This is a genomic window from Cellulosimicrobium sp. NPDC030954 (genome assembly GCF_055571305.1).
Window position 1 is genome coordinate 127684 of the sequence record NZ_JBVIFN010000003.1, and the last position, 17611, is coordinate 145294.

17 protein-coding genes and 1 pseudogene are annotated in these 17611 nt (G+C 73.1%); 2 read left to right on the forward strand and 16 right to left on the reverse strand.

What is annotated here, in order from left to right:
- Positions 1 to 17 precede the first annotated feature (17 nt).
- The 13 genes and pseudogenes from ACZ402_RS08260 to ACZ402_RS08320 form a co-directional block, all read right to left on the reverse strand.
- A complete protein-coding gene (locus tag ACZ402_RS08260) occupies positions 18 to 1397 on the reverse strand; it encodes a peptidoglycan DD-metalloendopeptidase family protein (protein WP_375822902.1) in 1380 nt (459 codons plus the stop codon).
- Between the two features lies 1 nt (position 1398).
- A complete protein-coding gene (gene ftsX, locus ACZ402_RS08265) occupies positions 1399 to 2310 on the reverse strand; it encodes a permease-like cell division protein FtsX (protein ID WP_047234060.1) in 912 nt (303 codons plus the stop codon).
- Positions 2311 to 2534: 224 nt separating this feature from the next.
- Positions 2535 to 3215, reverse strand: a pseudogene (ftsE, locus tag ACZ402_RS08270) (cell division ATP-binding protein FtsE); the annotation flags it as partial.
- Positions 3216 to 3376: 161 nt separating this feature from the next.
- The gene (prfB, locus tag ACZ402_RS08275) at positions 3377 to 4489 is read right to left on the reverse strand and encodes a peptide chain release factor 2 (protein ID WP_375822903.1); all 1113 of its coding nucleotides are present in this window, start codon (positions 4487 to 4489) and stop codon (positions 3377 to 3379) included.
- A 77-nt stretch (positions 4490 to 4566) separates the two neighbouring features.
- Complete coding sequence (locus tag ACZ402_RS08280) at positions 4567 to 5706, reverse strand: WxL protein peptidoglycan domain-containing protein (protein ID WP_375822904.1); 1140 nt, start codon at positions 5704 to 5706, stop codon at positions 4567 to 4569.
- Between the two features lie 133 nt (positions 5707 to 5839).
- A complete protein-coding gene (locus ACZ402_RS08285; RefSeq protein WP_375822905.1) occupies positions 5840 to 6454 on the reverse strand; it encodes a hypothetical protein in 615 nt (204 codons plus the stop codon).
- Between the two features lie 189 nt (positions 6455 to 6643).
- Positions 6644 to 7135, reverse strand: a complete 492-nt coding sequence (locus tag ACZ402_RS08290; RefSeq protein WP_375822906.1) for a pilus assembly protein TadG-related protein — start codon at positions 7133 to 7135, stop codon at positions 6644 to 6646.
- A complete protein-coding gene (locus ACZ402_RS08295; RefSeq protein WP_375822907.1) occupies positions 7135 to 7539 on the reverse strand; it encodes a pilus assembly protein in 405 nt (134 codons plus the stop codon). The genes ACZ402_RS08290 and ACZ402_RS08295 overlap by 1 nt, the downstream gene beginning before the upstream one ends.
- A gap of 71 nt (positions 7540 to 7610) precedes the next feature.
- Positions 7611 to 7961 (reverse strand): TadE family protein, encoded by a 351-nt coding sequence (locus ACZ402_RS08300; protein ID WP_375822908.1) that lies wholly within the window; start codon positions 7959 to 7961, stop codon positions 7611 to 7613.
- Positions 7962 to 8019: 58 nt separating this feature from the next.
- Positions 8020 to 8235, reverse strand: coding sequence for a hypothetical protein (locus ACZ402_RS08305; RefSeq protein WP_375822909.1), 216 nt, complete (start codon positions 8233 to 8235; stop codon positions 8020 to 8022).
- Positions 8236 to 8310: 75 nt separating this feature from the next.
- The gene (locus ACZ402_RS08310; protein ID WP_375822910.1) at positions 8311 to 9252 is read right to left on the reverse strand and encodes a type II secretion system F family protein; all 942 of its coding nucleotides are present in this window, start codon (positions 9250 to 9252) and stop codon (positions 8311 to 8313) included.
- Positions 9249 to 10109, reverse strand: a complete 861-nt coding sequence (locus ACZ402_RS08315) for a type II secretion system F family protein (protein WP_375822911.1) — start codon at positions 10107 to 10109, stop codon at positions 9249 to 9251. The genes ACZ402_RS08310 and ACZ402_RS08315 overlap by 4 nt, the downstream gene beginning before the upstream one ends.
- Position 10110: 1 nt before the next feature.
- Entirely contained in the window at positions 10111 to 11412 is a 1302-nt protein-coding gene (locus ACZ402_RS08320; protein WP_375823164.1) for a CpaF family protein, read from the reverse strand.
- A 199-nt stretch (positions 11413 to 11611) separates the two neighbouring features.
- Between ACZ402_RS08320 and ACZ402_RS08325 the strand changes: the two genes are divergently transcribed.
- A complete protein-coding gene (locus ACZ402_RS08325; protein ID WP_375822912.1) occupies positions 11612 to 12838 on the forward strand; it encodes a pyridoxal phosphate-dependent aminotransferase in 1227 nt (408 codons plus the stop codon).
- Positions 12839 to 12893: 55 nt separating this feature from the next.
- Here ACZ402_RS08325 and ACZ402_RS08330 read toward each other — a convergent pair whose 3' ends face one another.
- Both ACZ402_RS08330 and ACZ402_RS08335 read right to left on the reverse strand, forming a co-directional pair.
- On the reverse strand, positions 12894 to 14261 hold the full coding sequence (locus ACZ402_RS08330) for an LCP family protein (RefSeq protein WP_375822913.1): 1368 nt from the start codon (positions 14259 to 14261) through the stop codon (positions 12894 to 12896).
- Positions 14262 to 14347: 86 nt separating this feature from the next.
- Entirely contained in the window at positions 14348 to 15583 is a 1236-nt protein-coding gene (locus ACZ402_RS08335; protein WP_375822914.1) for a multidrug effflux MFS transporter, read from the reverse strand.
- A gap of 104 nt (positions 15584 to 15687) precedes the next feature.
- On the opposite strand from ACZ402_RS08335, the gene ACZ402_RS08340 reads away from it, so the two are divergent.
- Positions 15688 to 16455 (forward strand): SOS response-associated peptidase, encoded by a 768-nt coding sequence (locus ACZ402_RS08340; protein ID WP_375823165.1) that lies wholly within the window; start codon positions 15688 to 15690, stop codon positions 16453 to 16455.
- Positions 16456 to 16488: 33 nt separating this feature from the next.
- Here ACZ402_RS08340 and ACZ402_RS08345 read toward each other — a convergent pair whose 3' ends face one another.
- Complete coding sequence (locus tag ACZ402_RS08345) at positions 16489 to 17577, reverse strand: adenylate/guanylate cyclase domain-containing protein (protein ID WP_375822915.1); 1089 nt, start codon at positions 17575 to 17577, stop codon at positions 16489 to 16491.
- Positions 17578 to 17611: the final 34 nt, after the last annotated feature.

Sequence of the window (17611 nt, forward strand, 5' to 3'; positions counted from 1 at the left end):
CAGCCGGACGTCCCCGGTCAGCCCAGGACGGACATCGGGTCGATGGTGGACCCGTTGACGTACACCTCGAAGTGGAGGTGGCACGCCCCGGACAGCCCGGTGTTGCCCGAGTAGCCGATGACGTCCCCCTTGTTGACCGACTGCCCGGAGGAGACGGCGAAACGGGTGAGGTGGTTGTAGCTCGTCATGAGGTTCGACCCGCCGACGGTCCCGTGGTTGATCAGCACCTGGTTGCCGAAGCCGTTGCGCCACTGCGCGTGGACGACGGTCCCCGGCCCGGCGGCCATGATCGGGGTGCCGCAGTAGGCGCGCAGGTCGGTCCCCGCGTGCAGGCGGTAGTACCCGAGGATGGGGTGCAGCCGCATCCCGTAGCTCGACGTCACGTGCGGCACCGCGGTCGGGAACGACAGGAAGCTCGAGATGCTGCCCCGGTCGCCTCCCGACGAGGACCCGCCACCGCCGCCACCGCCGCCTCCCCCGCCGGACGACCCGCCCCCGCCGGACGGCTGCTGCTGCTGCTGGCGGCGCGCCTCCTCCTCAGCGGCCTTGCGGTCGCGCTCCGCCTGCTCGGCGATGATCCCCTTGATCTCCTGCTGCAGCGACTGCTGGGCGGCCTCGTTCTCGGCGACCTTCGCCTCGGCGGCAGCCTTGCGCGACTCGATCGTCGCCTTCTTCGCCTGCTGGTCGACGATGAGCTGCTCGACCTCGGCCTTGCGGTCCGCAGCCGCCTTGCGCGCGGCCTCGGCCGCGACGACGTTCTCGTCCGCCTGCTTCTTCAGGTCGGCGACCGTCTCCCGCACGGCCTGCAGGCGCGCCTCGCGGTTGCGTGCGACCGACTCGGCCTCCAGGAGATCCTGGAGGGACCGGGACTGGCTGCGTGCCGCCGTCGACGAGACCGCGTACTCCTCGATGAACTCCTCGGTGCTCTGCGCGCCCGTGACGATGCCGAGGCTCGAGACGTCGCCCTGACCGCGGTAGGCCTGGCGCGCCATCTCCGCGATGCTCGACTTCGCGTCGGCGACCTCGGTCGCGCCGCGCTCGATCTCGGCGCTGATCGCCGCCTCCTGGCCGAGCGCGTCCTCGAGCCGCTGCGCGAGCAGCTCCGCCTCGCGCTGGGTCCGCTCGACCTCGGCCTCGGCGGCGTCCAGCTCGGCCTGCGCGACCGGCAGGCGCGCCTCGATCGCCTGGAGGTCGACGACCGCCTGCGCGAGCTCGGCGTCCGTGTCCTCGAGCTGGGACTGGAGCTGCTCGCGGTTGCCGAGGATCTCGGACTGGCGCCGTTCCGCTGCGGCACGCCGGTCGTCGATGTCGTCGGCGGTAGCCGACGCGACGCTCCCCACGAGGAGCATCGTCGTGGCGATCAGGGCCGCGGTCGCGCGGCGGAGGTCCCGGGTCATCTCACACCCTCGTGTGGCGGTTGAGCGTGACGACCGAGGAGACGGCCGCCAGGAGGAACGCGATGCCGACGAGGACGGGCGCGATGCGCAGCACGTCCGACTCGTCGACGTAGGCCACCCACGTCACGGACTGCGACAACCAGTCGGTGACGAGGTACTTCACCCCCACCCACAGCCCGCCGACCGCGAGGAGCGCACCGAGCACGGCCGCGATCGCCCCCTCGAGGAGGAACGGGAGCTGGATGAAGAGGTTCGACGCCCCGACGAGCCGCATGATGCCGGTCTCGCGGCGCCTGCTCAGCGCCGACAGCCGGATCGTCGTCGTGATGAGGAGGACCGCGGCGAGGAGCATGACCGCGGCGAGGCCGGCGGCGAGGAGCGACGCGCGGTTCAGCGCGAGGAAGAGCGAGTCGAAGATGCGCCGCTGGTCCTCGACGACCTCGACGCCCGGGCGCCCGGTGACGACGTCGTTGACGACCTCGTAGTTCTCCGGGTTGGTGAGCTTGAGGCGGAAGGACGCCTGCATGTCGTCGACGGTGAGCTGCGTGCCGAGGTAACCGTCCGGGTACCGCTCCTGGAACGCGGCGAACGCGTCGTCCTTGGACTCGAAGTACACGGTCTGGATCTCGTCGGCGAGCTCGGACTCGAAGACGTCCTCGAGGGCCGCGATCTGGTCCGGGGTCGCCTCGCCCGCGGCGCAGGTCGGTGACGGCGAACCGGTCGGGCACAGGAAGACGGACACCTCGACCTTGTCGTACCAGTCGTCCTTGAGCTTCCCGATCTGCGCCTGGAGGAGCATGGACGCGCCGACGAACGTCAGCGAGACGAACGTGACGAGGACGACGGAGACCGTCATCGAGACGTTGCGGCGCAGGCCCTGGCCGAGCTCCGCGAGGATGAACTGGAGTCGCACGCCGATCACTCCCCCGCCGCTGCCTCGACGTGGCGGCGCACCGAGCGTCGCCTCGGCGCCGGCGGCTCGGCCGTCTCCTCCTCGGCGGCCGCCACCCCCGGGGCGGGGTCCTGCCGCGTACGCGGGACGACCGTCGTCGGCGTGGACTCCGGCGCCCCGGCGGGGACGCTCCCGGTCTCGGTGCCGGGCACGGTCCGCTCCGGGTCCGGGATGACCTGCCCCCGCGCCCCGTACGCACCGTGCGCCTGGTCGCGCACGAGCGTGCCGGTGTCGAGCTCGATGACGCGACGCCGCATCTGGTTGACGATCTCCTCGTCGTGCGTCGCCATGACGACGGTGGTCCCGGTGCGGTTGATGCGGTCGAGCAGGCGCATGATCCCGAGGGACGTCGTCGGGTCGAGGTTCCCGGTCGGCTCGTCGGCGAGCAGGATCGGCGGCCGGTTCACCATCGCGCGCGCGATGGCGACGCGCTGCTGCTCACCGCCGGAGAGCTCGTGCGGGCGCCGCTTCTCCTTGCCCGCGAGACCGACCATCTCGAGCGTCTCGGGGACGGTGATCGCGATCGTGTGCCGCGGCTTGCCGATGACCTGGAGCGCGAACGCCACGTTCTCGAACACCGTCTTGTTCGGCAGCAGGCGGAAGTCCTGGAAGACGACCCCGATCTGGCGCCGCAGCTTGGGCACGTTCCAGCTCGACAGCGAGCCGAGGTCCCGCCCCGCCACGAAGACCTTCCCCTTGGTCGGGCGCTCCTCGCGCAGGACGAGGTGCAGGCACGTCGACTTGCCGGAGCCCGACGCGCCGACGAGGAAGACGAACTCGCCGCGGCGGACCTCCATCGACACGTCGTCGACGGCCGGTCTCGCGCCGCGCGCATAGACCTTGGTGACGTTCTCGAAGCGGATCACAGCGGCACGTTCCTCGGGTCGGGGGTCGATCCGTGGACGAACGAGGTTCGTCGCACGATCCCGAGGGTAGGCACGCATCTGGGGCCCGGCGGGCCGGACACGCCGCGCCCGGGCGCATCGACCCGTTGCTCGGATCAACCGCTCCCGGGCGCCACGGCGGGTCAGTCGACCTGCTGCGCCCCGCGGCGCCAGCGGATCCCGGCCTCGATGAAGTCGTCGATGTCGCCGTCGAACACCGCCGACGGGTTGCCGACCTCGTGCTCGGTGCGCAGGTCCTTGACCATCTGGTACGGCTGCAGCACGTACGAGCGCATCTGGTCGCCCCAGCTCGCCTTGATGTCGCCCGCGAGCTCCTTCTTCTTCGCGTTCTCCTCCTCCTGGCGCACGAGCAGCAGGCGGGACTGGAGGACACGCAGCGCGGCGGCGCGGTTCTGGATCTGCGACTTCTCGTTCTGCATCGACACGACGATGCCGGTCGGGATGTGCGTCATGCGCACCGCGGAGTCCGTCGTGTTGACCGACTGCCCGCCCGGGCCCGAGGAGCGGAAGACGTCGACCTTGATCTCCGACTCCGGGATCTCGATCGAGTCCGTCTGCTCGATGAGCGGGATCACCTCGACGGCCGCGAAGGACGTCTGGCGCCGTCCCTGGTTGTCGAACGGCGAGATGCGCACGAGGCGGTGCGTGCCCGCCTCGACCGAGAGGTGGCCGAACGCGTAGGGCGCCTTCACCTCGAAAGTGGCCGACTTGAGCCCCGCCTCCTCGGCGTAGGACGTGTCGAGCACGGTGGTCGAGTAGCCGTGGCGCTCCGCCCAGCGCAGGTACATGCGCAGGAGCATCTCCGCGAAGTCGGCCGCGTCCACGCCGCCCGCGCCCGCGCGGATCGTCACGACGGCCTCACGGGCGTCGTACTCGCCGGCGAGGAGCGTGCGGACCTCGAGCTGGTCGAGGTCCTTGCGGATCGCCGCGACCTCGGTCTCCGCCTCGACGAGGGTGTCCTCGTCCTCCATCTCCTGGCCCATCTCGACCAGGGTCTCGACGTCGTCGATGCGCTGGCCGAGCTTCTTCACCCGGTCCAGCTCCGACAGTGCGGCGGAGAGCGCCGACGTCACCTTCTGCGCGGCGTCCGGGTCGTCCCACAGGTCGGGGGCCGACGCCTTCTCCGAGAGGTCCGCGATCTTCGCGCGCAGCACCTCCGGGTCGCTCACGCTCTCGATGGACTCGAGCGTGCTGCGCAGCGCCTTGATCTCGGTCGGAAAGTCGATGGTGGCCACGAGGTTCAAGGTTACGCGACACCGCGCGCGCTCCGCGCCGCCGGGCCGGCAGACCCGTGCCCGACGGCGCGGAGCGGTCAGGCCTTCGGCTCGCCCTTGGCGGCGGTCGCACCCGTGCCCGACGGCGCGGGCTCGCTCCCGCTCGCCTGCTGACGACCCTCGTCGCGCGCCTTGGCGAGCATCGCCTCCAGGCGCTGGCGGCGACGACGGCGGTCGTCGCGGACGCCGACGACCAGGACGACCACGATCGCGACGAGCAGGAGCTGCGGCCACGGGATGGCCCAGGTCGTCACGGTGACCGTGACCGGATCGAGCGGTGCGTCGACCTGGTCGTCGTCCACCACCGTCGGGGTGACGGTGATCGTCGACCGGACCGGGCCGAGCGGCCAGACGTTCGGCGTCTCGACGCGGGATCGCTGCGAACCCCCGGGCAGGACCTCGGGGATCTGCGTCGCCGAGCCGTCCGTGGACAGCAGTCCGAAGAACCCCGACGTCGCGACGTCGCCATCGGCCCCGAGACGCACGTTGCCGTCGTTCGTCACGTCGTAGGAGACGGTCATGTCACCCGCGGCGAACGGGTTCCACGACGGCGTGTAGGACGCCTTGACGTTCTCGACCGTCAGGACCGGCTCCACGTCCCCGGTGACGCGCGTGGAGACACGGAAGCCGACGCGGCTCTCCACGCCGACGCTCGTCCCGCCCTCACCCGCGCCGGTGCTCGTCATCGTCGCGGCGATACCGGCGACGTGGTCGCCGGGCGTGGCGTTGTCCGGGACGGTCACCGTGAACGGCACGACGACCGTCGCGTCGGGAGCGACCTCGACCGAGTCCTGGACCTCGATCCAGGTCCCGGCGCCGGTCGACTCCCGGTCGGAGGGCAGCATGTTGAACCGGCCCTTGGGGTTGATGTACCCGTCCGCGGCCTGGATCGAGAAGGTCACGGGCACGTCGCTGAAGTTCGACACGGCGAGATGCTCGGACGCGGACGCCCCGGGGTCGAGCACCAGCTCGACGCGGGACCGCCCGTCCGGGCCGTCCGCGTCGGCGGGCTTGACGCCCCAGGTGATGACGTCCTCGGTGTCGAGCGGCAGGACGCCGCCGGACGCCGCGCCCGCCGGCAGCGCGGGCGCGAGCGCCGCGACGAGCGCCGCTCCGGCCGCGGCGACCCAGCGGGCCGGGCGGCGCGGTCCGTGGCTCAGGTGTGATGCAGGGTTCACGCAGGTGCTCTCTCCGTACGACGGCGGGCCGCCCACCCGATCCGACCTCTGTCGGACGAGTGGAGCGGCCCGCCGTGGACTGCTCGGTCGACGGCCGACCGCGGCCGGCCGTCAGGTCACGAGGACCGTGTGCTCAGTCCTCGAAGAGGGAGAGCGTGATCGTCGAGGAGTAGGCGCCCGCGGCGACGTCCTCGGCGGTGCGGAGCGTGAGGCCCGCGGACGCGGTCCACGAGCCCTCCGGGTTGACCTCGGCCGAGTCGTAGGCCGAGACGAGGAGGTCCTGCTCGACGAGGCCGACGCCACCCTCGAGCTCGGGGTCGACGCCCTCGCCGGCCTCGACGAGGCCACTCTCGCTCCCGCTGACCAGCGACGGCGCCCAGCCGAGGTTCTCCGCCCCGATGGTGCCCGCGTCGCCCGTGAAGTCCTCAGCGACGCCGACCACGTACCAGAACGCCCCGTCGGGGACCTCGGTGCGCGTGTCGGTGACCGTGACGTCGGGAAGGGTGCCCGTGAACTCACGGGTGCCGGCGACGGTCGAGTCCTGCTCGGTGAGCGTGGTCGCGTTCGAGGCGACCGAGAGCGCGAGGTTGCCCGGCTCGACGTTCGACTCGATCTCGACGGAGACGTCGACACCCTGGTCGTCGCCCACCTGGTCTGCGGAGGCAGCGGACGCGAGGGCGACCGTGCCGATGAGCATCGCGCCGAGGGCACCCCCGGCGACGAGCTTCTTCGTTGCTCGTGCGTTCATGTTGTAGCTCTCCATCGTTGGAGTTGTTGTCGGACCGGATCACCATAGCGGCGAACCTGGGGTTTTGACAGAGAGGAACCAGAAGTGGCCATCCAAAGTTAAGAAAGTAAACAAAGATGCGGGAGCATGCTCACGCGTCGTTGCGTACCGTCCCTTCCTGGATGCTCGTCGTCGAACAGCAACAGGTGCTCACCACGCTCTGGCACGTGACTCTGCACGCACGATGATGCCATCACTCCACGCCTGGGTCACCCAGCTGACCATCGCGGGTCGTGCGCGGGCGGCGAGACTCACCGTCGCGGTGCGCCCGTCGGAGGTCGACGCCTCGATCACCACGACGTCGTGCAGGCCGCCGAGCGCCCCGGGGTTCCGGGCCAGGTAGTCCTGGACGTCCGACCGGATCGAGGAATCCGTGAGCGTCAGGACGCCGCTCTCGACCGGCGCGGTCGCGGCGCCCGTGTAGAACGACTCGGGCGTCATCGAGTCCGCTGCCGTGAGCGCGAGCGCGTCCGCCAGCTCGTAGAGCCGCTTGCGCTCGAGGTGCACCTGGGTCGCGCTCACCACGACCGTGACCAGCAGCAGGGCGAAGGCGACGAACGCCGTCGTGAGGAGCATGATGCGGCCGTCCTCGGGCTCGTCGGGCGACCCGCTCCGTCGCCGTGGGTCGAGGCTCGCGCGCATCACGGCCGCCTCGCGGCGTACTCGTCGACGGAGGCGACGTGCTGGGCCTCGACCGGGACCGCGAGGGGCACGGCGGCGCGGACGAACGACGGGACCAGCGGGAGCGGCACCTCGAACCGCACCCGCGCGACCACCTCGCCCCCGGGCTCGAGACAGGGCTCCGCGGAGCACGAGATCGTCAGCACGTCCGCCCCTGTCCGGAATCCCTGGTCGTCGAGCGCGAGCGCGACCGCCGCCTCGGCGAGCCGCGCGCCGTCGTCCGCGGACGGCGCGGTCACGAACGCGCGCGCGGCCTCCCGCGAGGCGCCCTCGACCGCGAACGTGGCCGCCTGCAGCCGCCCGATCGTCAGCACGAGGTACAGCACCGGCAGCAGCAGCACGAGCGCGACGCCCAGGAACTCCACGACGGCGCTCCCCCCCTCTGCCCGCTGCCCACCCCCGGTGAGGCGAGCGAGCAGTATCCGCACCCGGCGGGTCACGGTGCCTCCTCGAGCGCGTGCCCGTCGACGGTCACCACGCCCGCGGGACCGAGAAGCCCCACCACCGGGAGCGGCGCGGAGACCGTCACCTCGACGACCGGGAGGCCGTCGACGACCGTCTGACGGGCCACGACGTCCTGGGCGTACCGCGACGAGAGCGCGGCTGTGATCAGGTCGCGCGTCCGGGCGGCCCCGTCCAGCGGGCCGCGATCGGCGCGGCCCGCGACCCGAGCGCCCTCCGCGGCGCAGTCCACCAGCGTCGCCCGGACGTGGACCGCGAGCGCCACCTGGACGACACCGAGGAACAGCGCGAGCACCAGGAGGGAGACGAGGGTGAAGTCGACCACCGCAGACCCGCGCTCACGATCTTCCGACGCCGGGACGCGATCGCCTCCGTGCGCCACCTCAGGGCGCGCCCACGCTCGAGATCGCGTTGCTGAAGGCCTGCGTCAGCGCCGGGCCCGCGACCGCCCACAGCGCGATGACGAGACCCGCCGTCATCAGGGTGATGAGCACCCACCCCGGGACGTCGCCCCGTTCCGCGTCTCCTCCCACCAGGCGTCCGAACGCCTCGCGTCCTGCTCGCCGTGCATCCTTCGTCCTGCGTCCCGACCCCTGCATGGTTCCCCCTCGTTCGTCCGTCGTGAGTCGTGTCGTGCGTGAGATGTGCGCGCCGGGCGCCCCGGGCGCTGCCGCTCAGAACCCGAGCCGCAACGTGGCGAGCGACGGATAGACGGCAAAGACCACCGTCACCGGGAGGATGAGGAAGACGACCGGGATCATCATCGCCACCTCCTTCTTGCCGCCCGCCTCCATGAGTGCGCGACGCCCGGACTCGCGCACGTCCTGCGCCTGGGCGCGCAGGACGTCGGCGAGCGGAGTCCCGCGCTCCACCGCGACGGCGACGCCCTCCGCGAAGCGGGTCAGGCTCGGCAGACCCGTCCGGTCGGCGAGCTGCTCGAGCGCCCGCGCGAGCGGCGTGCCGGCGCGCACGGACGCGAGCGTCGCGCGCAGCTCTCCGGAGAGCTCTCCGCGGGCCGTCGTGGCGACCCGTTCGAGCGCCGCGACGGGGCCCTCGCCGGCGTTCACCGCGAGGGCGAGCAGCTCCGCGACGGTCGGGAACTCCGCGAGCATGCGTTCCTCGCGACGTCGCACGGCCCGCGTCAGGGCGTGGTCGCAGGCGAGGATGCCGCCCACCCCGCACAGGAGCGCGAGGAGCACGAGCAGCACGACGGACGAGCCCCGCGTCGCGGCGAGGACCACCGCGACGAACGTGCCCAGCGCGAGCCCGACGACGCCCCACACGAGCTGGCGGGCACGGAACTGCTCGACGCTCTGGCGCCGTCCGGCACGCTCGAGCCGACGGCGGACGTCGGAGGACGTCGAGCCGAGCCGCTCGAGCGCCCGGCCGGCGTCGGCGAGCACCGGGGCGACCAGGCGTTCGACCGTCGGGAACGGCGTCCGGGTCGGCTGGTCGCGGAGCAGCACCGACGTCCGGTCGTGCGTCCGCAGGTAGGGCGCGAGGCGCTCGTCGAGCCGGATCGCGCGGCCGCGGACGCCCGCGACGACGAGCAGCAGCCCCACTGCGCCGAGCGCGCCGATCGCGGCTCCCGTCAGCGACACGTCGAGCGCGTTCATCGGAGCACCCTCTCCTCCTCGGGCAGCCGCCCGATCCGCAGCATGAGCTGGTACGCCGCGGCCGAGCAGGCTGCGCCGACGCCGAGGACGAGAGCGCCCGACAGCGAGTTGTACGCCGCCGCCGTCTCGGGCCGGGTCGCGAGGAAGCCGAGCACCACCCAGGGGCCCGCGACGGCGAGCCGCGCACCGTTGACCGTCCAGGACTGGCGGGCCTCGAGCTCGCCGCGGGTCCGCGCGTCCTCGCGCAGGAACGTCGAGAGGGTGCGCAGGAGCCGTCCGAGGTCCGTCCCGCCGACGTCGCGCGTCAGCCGGAGCGCCTCCACGATGCGGTCCGCCACCGGGTCCGCGAGCCGCTCCTTGAGCCGGTCCAGGCACTCCCCGAAGCGCCCCGACGCCCGGTAGTCGACCGCGAACCGGACGAACGGCTCCCGCAGGTCCGCCGGACCGCGCTCGCCCAGCTGGCCCACGGCCTCAGGGAGCGACAGGCCCGCACGGACGCCGGAGGCGAGGTGGTCCAGCACCTCGGGCCAGACGTCGCGCAGCCGCGCCCTCCGGCGCCGGGCACGGGAGCGCACGACGAGCACCGGCACCGACGCGGCGATCGCACCGAAGCACGCGGCGATCGTGACCGACCCGGCGAGGACCGTCGCGACGAGGAGGACCACGAGCCCCACGCCCACGCTCGTCGCGACGAGCGCGCCCGGCGTCACGGACGGCGCACCCGCCTGCACGAGGAGATCCTGGGTGCGCGCCGTCCAGCCGTCCGACCGGCGCTCCCGGCGCGGGCCCGGCGTCCAGAACGACCACCACACGCAGAACAAGCCCGCGCCGAGCAGGAACCCCACGACGACGCCCACGTCAGCTCGCTCCCGACCAGGCCGTGCTCGCCGAGGTGCCCGCCGCCGCGGCGGCGGGCACGCGCGAGCGCTCCGGGTGCAGCACGGCGGACAGGTCGATCCCCGCGCGGGCGAACCGGTCCGCGCCGGGCGGGAACCCGTCCGCCCGCACCAGCCGGTCCCCCGTCCGGACGAAGATCTCCGCGGCCTCCACCACGCCCTGCTCGACCCGGCCCGTGACTCCCAGTACCTCGCGCACGACGCGCCGCCCGTCGGCGTCCACGCCGAGGTGGACGACCAGGTCGATCGAGGACGCGACGGTGGGCACCACGAAGCGGTCGGAGACGTTCTCGCCGGCGAGCAGCGGCAGCGTGCACATCTTGGTGATCGCCTCGCGGGCCGAGTTGGCGTGCAGGGTGCACATCCCGGGGACGCCCGCGTTGAGGGCCACGAGCAGGTCGAAGCTCTCCGCCTCGCGGACCTCCCCGATGACGATCCGGTCCGGGCGCATGCGCAGCGCCTCCTTGACCAGGCGGCGCAGCGGGATCTCGCCGGTCCCCTCGAGGCTCGGCTGCCGGCACTGCATGGAGACGACGTCCCGCACGGCGAACCGGAGCTCGAACACCTCCTCGCACGTGACGACGCGCTGCGTGGGCGGGACCGAGCCCGCGAGAGCGTTGAGCATCGTCGTCTTGCCCGCCTGCGTAGCGCCCGCGACGAGGATGTTCAGCCCGGCGCAGACCGAGGCGTCGAGGAACGTCGCCGCCTGCGGGGTGAGCGACCCGAGCCGGACGAGGTCGTCGAGGTGCGACGCACGGACGACGTGCTTGCGGATGTTGACCGCCCATGCGCTGCGCGTGACGTCAGGGATGACCACGTGGAGCCGCTCGCCCCCGGGAAGCGAGGCGTCGACGAACGGGCTGGACAGGTCCAGCCGGCGTCCGGACGAGCGCAGCATCTGCTCGACGAGGTCGCGCACCTGCTCCGCGGTGAGGATCGTCGTCGTGAGCTCGGACCTGCCGCCCCGCGCGACGAAGACCTGCGACGGCGCGTTGATCCAGATCTCCTCGATCTCCGGGTCGTCGAGGTAGGGCTGGAGCGGTCCGAGGCCGGCCACGGAGTCGACCACCGCGCGACCGGCGGCCGTCGGGTCGGCGAGCGGCGCGACGGCTCCGAGCGCGCTGCGCGTCTCGTAGTCGGCGACCACCTCGCGGACGAGCTCGTCGACCGCAGCCCGATCGCGCGCGGGGTCCACCCCGCGGCGTCGGACGAGCTCGCGCACCTCGCCCTCGAGCACGCCGACGGCGTGCGTGTCCGTAGACATCTCGAGCATTCCCCCTGCTCTGCTGGCCGGCTGCCCCGCCGGACCGAAAGACCTGACCGAGAGAGTAGGGCATCCGCGCGACTCGCGGGAGAGCCCTGTGGATACCCGCGCCGGGAGGCTCGCGATCACGGCCGCGCCCGCCGGGGAACCCGCCCGCGCCGTCCCACATCGTGGGCACGGGCGGCGCTAGGGTCGGGTCATGACCGACCTCCCGCCCGGCCGCTGGCAGGCGGCCGCCCGCGCCACCGGCCTCCTCGGCGCGGACGGCACGGTCGCGGCGACGGTCTTCGCCGAGATGACGGCCCTCGCGCACCGCACGGGCGCGATCAACCTGGGGCAGGGGTTCCCGGACGTCGACGGCCCGGCGACGGTCAAGCACGCGGCGGTCCGCGCGATCGAGGAGGGCCAGAACCAGTACGCGCCGGGTCCGGGCATCCTCGAGCTGCGCAACGCCGTCGCGAGCCACCAGTACCGCCACTACGGGCTGGACCCCGACCCGGAGACCGAGGTCCTCGTGACGACGGGTGCGACGGAGGCCCTCGCCGCGACGATCCTCGCGCTCGCCGGCCCGGGCGACGACGTCGTCACGCTCGAGCCGTTCTACGACTCGCACGCCGCGTGCATCGCGCTCGCGGGGGCGAACCACGTGACGGTCCCGCTCGTGGCGGGCCCGGACCGCTTCCGGCTCGACCTCGACGCCCTGCGCGCCGCGGTCACCGACCGCACGCGGCTGATCCTCGTGAACTCGCCCCACAACCCCACGGGCACCGTCCTCGACCTCGACGAGCTCGACGCGATCGCCGCCTTCGCGCGCCGTCACGACGCGGTCGTCGTCACGGACGAGGTCTACGAGCACCTGACGTTCGACGACGCCCGGCACGTGCCGATCGGCACCCTCCCCGGGATGCGCCAGCGCACGATCACGATCTCCTCGGCCGGCAAGACGTTCTCGTTCACCGGCTGGAAGATCGGCTGGCTGCACGGGCCGGAGCCGCTCGTCACCGCGGTCCGCACGGTCAAGCAGTTCCTCACCTACACGTCGGGCGCGCCGTTCCAGCCCGCGATCGCCGACGCCCTGTCCGACGACGAGACCCCGCGCGCGCTCGCCGACTCGCTCGCCGCGCGTCGGGACCTGCTGTGCGAGGGCCTCGTCCGGGCCGGGTTCGACGTCGTCGTGCCGCAGGGCACGTACTTCGTCATCGCCGACGGCGCTCCGCTCGGTTTCGAGGACGGCACCGCCCTGTGCCGCGAGCTGCCCGCCCTCGCGGGCGTCGTCGCCGTCCCCGTGAGCGCGTTCTGCACGCCGGGGTCGACGACGGCCCGCGCGCTGGCCTCACGGGTGCGGTTCACGTTCGTCAAGCGCGAGGACGTGCTGCGCGAGGCGGTGGGGCGGCTCGCCCGCCTTGGCACGACGCCTCGCTCCTGAGCGGGCCTCGACCCGGTCGCCTGATCTGGATCGACCCGAACAGCGCGGAGCCGGTTCAGCCGCAGACGCCGGGTTGCAGCTCCTCGACCGGGGTCTCGGGCGTCGTGCCCGGGTCAGTCGTCCCGGGATCGGTCGTCCCAGGATCGGTCGTGCCGGCCCCCGGGTCGGTGGCGCCGGTGTCGGTCCCGGTCGCCGGGTCGGTCGTGCCGTCCGCAGGGGCAGTCGCGTCGTCGCGGGGGTCGGTGACGGGCTCGTGGCCGGGCGGGGGCGCGTCGTCGATGAGCCGCTGCCAGATGGCGTCCGCCTCCGACGTCCACTCGACCCGGTTGCGGTCGCTCGCCGCCTCCACGACGGGTACCTGCGTGAAGACGACCTCGGAGGGCTTGATCGCGCGAAGGCTGAACGCGAGGCCCGCGAGCGCCGTCGGGTCCGCGATCGTGGGGTCGGCGCTGATCGAGCTGAGCACCGCCTCGATGACGCCGTAGAGCTGGGGCGAGTTGGTGATGATGTTCTGGGAGAGCAGCTCGCGCACGGCCGAGTCGATGAACGCCTGCTGGCGCGCGATGCGCGTGAGGTCGGACCCCATCTCGAGCCCCATGCCCGTCCCGTGGCGCGCCCGGAGGAAGCTGATCGCCTCGTGGCCGTTGAGCGTGTACTCCCCGGCCGGCAGGTCGAGGGTGCCGTACCGGGGGCTCTCCTTGACGGGCTCCGGGAAGCACATGGTGACGCCGTCGATGGCGTCGACGACACCGATGACCCCGGTCATCTTGACGACGACGTGGTTGGTGATCGGGACGCCCGTGAGGTCCTGCACCGCGGTGATCGTGCACGCGGCGGCGTACGTCATGTCGTCGACACCGCCCGACCCGATCTGGAACGCCTCGTTGAACATCGTGTTGCGCCGCGGGCCCGACATCGACCCGTCGGGCAGGTTGCACGCCGGCAGGTCGACGAGCGAGTCGCGGGGGATGGACACGACCTCCATGCGCGTGCGGTCGCCGGACACGTGCACGATGAACGTCGTGTCCGACCGCATGCCCTCCTCCTCGCCGGCGATCGCGGCGTTCTCGGCGTCGCGGTAGTCCGTGCCCATGACGAGGATGTTGAGCGACTTGCCGGCGAACGGGTCGGACGGGTCCTTCGGCGGCTCGGCCGTCGGGCCACCGACGACGAGTCCCGACACGTCGCTCACGGTGATCTTCGACTTGAGGTCGAGGTAGACGGCTCCCGCACCGACGGCGACGAACACGAGGGCCCCGGTGAGGACGAGCCCGACGGCCCGCGCGACGCGGTGCGAGCGCAGCGCGCGCGCGTGGTGGGGGCCGCCGGAGGGCTTGTCCTCGCCGCCCTTCCGGGAGGCCGTCGTCGGTGTCGCGCGAGGCCGCGAGCGCGGGGTCGACGAGGCGTGGGCGGTCGTTGGCACGGTCCGAGGGTAAGGGGTGCGGCGTGGATGCGTGCGCCGAACCAGCAGGAGGACGTGTGAAAGGGCGGCGAAGACCGGCCGTGGCGTCAGACGGGCGTGTGCCAGCCGCCGCGGCGGAACGCGGGCGTGGCGAGGGCGAGCACGAGCAGCGACGCGACGACCGCGCCGAGCATGACGGTCGCCATCGCGACGGCGTCGCCCCCGAGGACGCCGACGAGCGGGCTCACGAGCCCGGCGACGCCGGACTGGAACGCCCCGATGACGGCGGCCGCGGTCCCGGCGATCTCGCCGTGCCGGGTGAGCGCGAGCGCGGAGGCGTTCGCGGGGATCATGCCCTGCATCGACAGGACGAGGAAGAGGGCGGCGACGATCCCGACGATCCCGCCCGCGCCGGTGAGCGCGACGACCAGCAGCCCGACGGCGAACACGCCCTGCACGACGAGCGCGGTCCGGAGCAGGCGCACGGGGGCGACACGGCGGACGAGAGCGGCGTTGGCCTGCGCGGACAGAACGAGACCGATGCCGTTGACGGCGAAGAGGAGCGCGAACTGACCGTGGCTGAGCCCGTACCCCTCCTGGAGGACGAACGGCGACCCGACGACGTAGCTCATGAGCACGGCCTGGCCGAGTCCGGGGAGGACGGCGAGCGCGACGAAGTGGCGGTCGCGCAGGAGGCTCGCGTAGCCGCGCAGGACGGTCCGCGCCCCGGCGGGTCGCCGTCGCTCGAGCGGCAGGGACTCGGGCATCCAGAGCAGCACGATCGCGCCGAGCGCGATGCCGCCGAGCGCGAGGACCCAGAACACCGCGCGCCACGTGGCGTGGGCCCCGATGAACGACCCGATCGACGGGGCCAGGAGCGGGGCGAGCCCGATGACGAGCATGAGGCGCGACAGGATGCGCGCGGCGTCCGACCCGGTGAAGCGGTCGCGGATCGCGGCGATCGCGACGACGGAGGCGGACGCGTTGAAGAACCCCTGCAGCACGCGGAGCCCGACGAGGATGCCGATGTTGGGCGCGAGCGCGCACAGGAGCGAGGTCACGACGTGCAGCGAGAGCCCGACGAGGACGGGCAGGCGCCGGCCGTAGCGGTCGGAGAGCGGCCCGATGACGAGCTGGCCGACCGCGCCGCCGAGGAGCATCCCGGACAGGGTGAGCTGCGCGAGCGAGTCGGGCGCGCCGAGCTCGGCGCCCACCTCCGGCAGGAGCGGGAGGTACATGTCGACCGTGAGCGCGGGGAGCGTGGCGAGCGCGCCGAGGAGCAGCACCCAGCGGGCGGACGATCTCGGTCGGGGCACGGCGGGGTCGACCGAGGACGAGGGCATGACGCCCATCGTATCGATTCGATCGCGCCGGACGAGGCGTTCGGGGCGTGAGCCTGCTCTCCCTCGCCGCCCGCGCGTGGGTGGCGTGCGGCAGGCTGGGAGGCATGTGCGGACGCTATGCCTCCTTCCGGGACGCGCAGGACCTCGCGGACGAGTTCGCGATCGCGGACGTCGCCGACGACGCGCGGCTCCTGCCGCCGTCGTGGAACCTCGCGCCCACGGACCCGGTGCGGATCGTCGTCGAGCGCGCCGCGAAGGACACGGGCGAGGTCCGGCGCTCGCTGCGGGTGGCGCGCTGGGGCCTCGTGCCCTCATGGTCCAAGGACGCGAGGGGCGGCGCGCGCATGATCAACGCGCGCGCGGAGTCGATCCTCGACAAGCCGGCGTTCGCCAAGCCGTTCGGCGTGCGGCGCTGCCTGGTCCCGGCGGACGGCTACTACGAGTGGCGCGTCCTGCCCGACGGCGCGGCGCCGGCAGGGTCCGCGAGCGCGCCGCCGCGCCGGGGCAAGGTCCCCAAGCAGCCGTACTGGATCGCCCCGGGCGACGGCGAGAGCGCCGCGTTCGCCGGGCTCTACGAGTTCTGGCGCGACCGGTCCAAGGCCGACGACGACCCCGACCGCTGGCTCGTCTCGACCACGATCATCACGACGGACGCGGCGCCGTACCTCGCCGAGATCCACGACCGCATGCCGCTGGCCCTGCCCTCCGACGCGTGGGACGCGTGGCTCGACCCGGCCGTCGACGCCCGTGGGGCGGCCGACCTGCTCGGGCTCGGCGGCCCGCACGACGACGTCCCCATGGTCGCGCGCGAGATCTCGACGCTGGTCAACTCGGTGACGAACGACGGGCCCGGCCTGCTCGAGGCCGTCTGACGGCCGCGCCTCGGCGCGAGAGGGCGGCGGCAGTCAGCCGCGGTAGGCCCACTGGAGGCGCACGGGCTCGATCGTGCCGAGCCCCTGCACCTCGGTCTCGGGCTGCGCCGTGAGCGCGAAGCGCTGGTCGCCTGCGAGCAGGCCCGCGGTCTCGCGGTCGACGAGGACCGTCGTCGGCTCGGCGATGTCCACGAGGCGGGCGGCGAGGTTGACGCTCGGCCCGAACACGTCGCCGAACCGCGAGAGCACCCGGCCCCACACGAGGCTCACGCGGACGGGCGGGACGTCGACGTCCTCCTCGCGCCCGCCGGCCTCGGCCAGGCCGAGCGCGACGCGCGCCCCGGTCGCGACGTCGTCGGCGACGTAGAGCACGGCGTCGCCGATCGTCTTGACGACGCGCCCGCCCGCGGCGGTGATGACGTCGCGCGCGCTGGTCTCGAAGAGCTGGACGAACTCGGCGAGCTCGCTCGACCCGAGCCCGCGCGTGCGCTGCGTGAACGAGACGATGTCCGCGAACCCGACGGCCCGCGGCAGCGGGAGCTCGTGCTCGTCGACCGCGGTGGCCCGCGCGTCGGAGAACTCGACCGCGAACCGACCCGCGACCGCGGCGAGTTGGCGGCGCCACGCGTGCAGGAGCTGCTCCTCGAGGACCGGCGCGAGCTCGGGCAGCCGGTCGAGGACGAGGAGGCGCGCGCTCGTGTCGTCGAGGTCGAACCGGCGCGTCATGTGCTCGACGAGCGCCTCGACCTGCCACAGCACGAGCCGCTCGGTGGTGTGCCCGGTGGACCGGATGAGGGTCGTCAGGGCACGCTCGTCGAGCCGTTCCGTCGCGGCGAAGTCGAACACGTCCGCGAGCGCCTGCGCGTCCCTCTCGGTGAACGCGTGCTCCTCCCCTTCGGTGAGGGGGAGGCCGAGCGCCTGCCAGTAGGCGCGCACCCGGTCCGTCCCGACGCCCGCGCGCTCGGCGAGCCGCTCGACGGTCAGGGTGCGAGGTCCCCCGAGGAGCGCCTCGTCGAGCACGGCCTCGGTCGCCTCGGTGTCCGGGGCCGCCTCGCCGCCGTCCCCGCCGTTCGGAGACGTGGTGGTGGGGACGGGCTCGTTCTGCTCAGGGTCCACGGGCACCCGGCGATCCTATTCCTCGGCCAGGGTCGGTGAG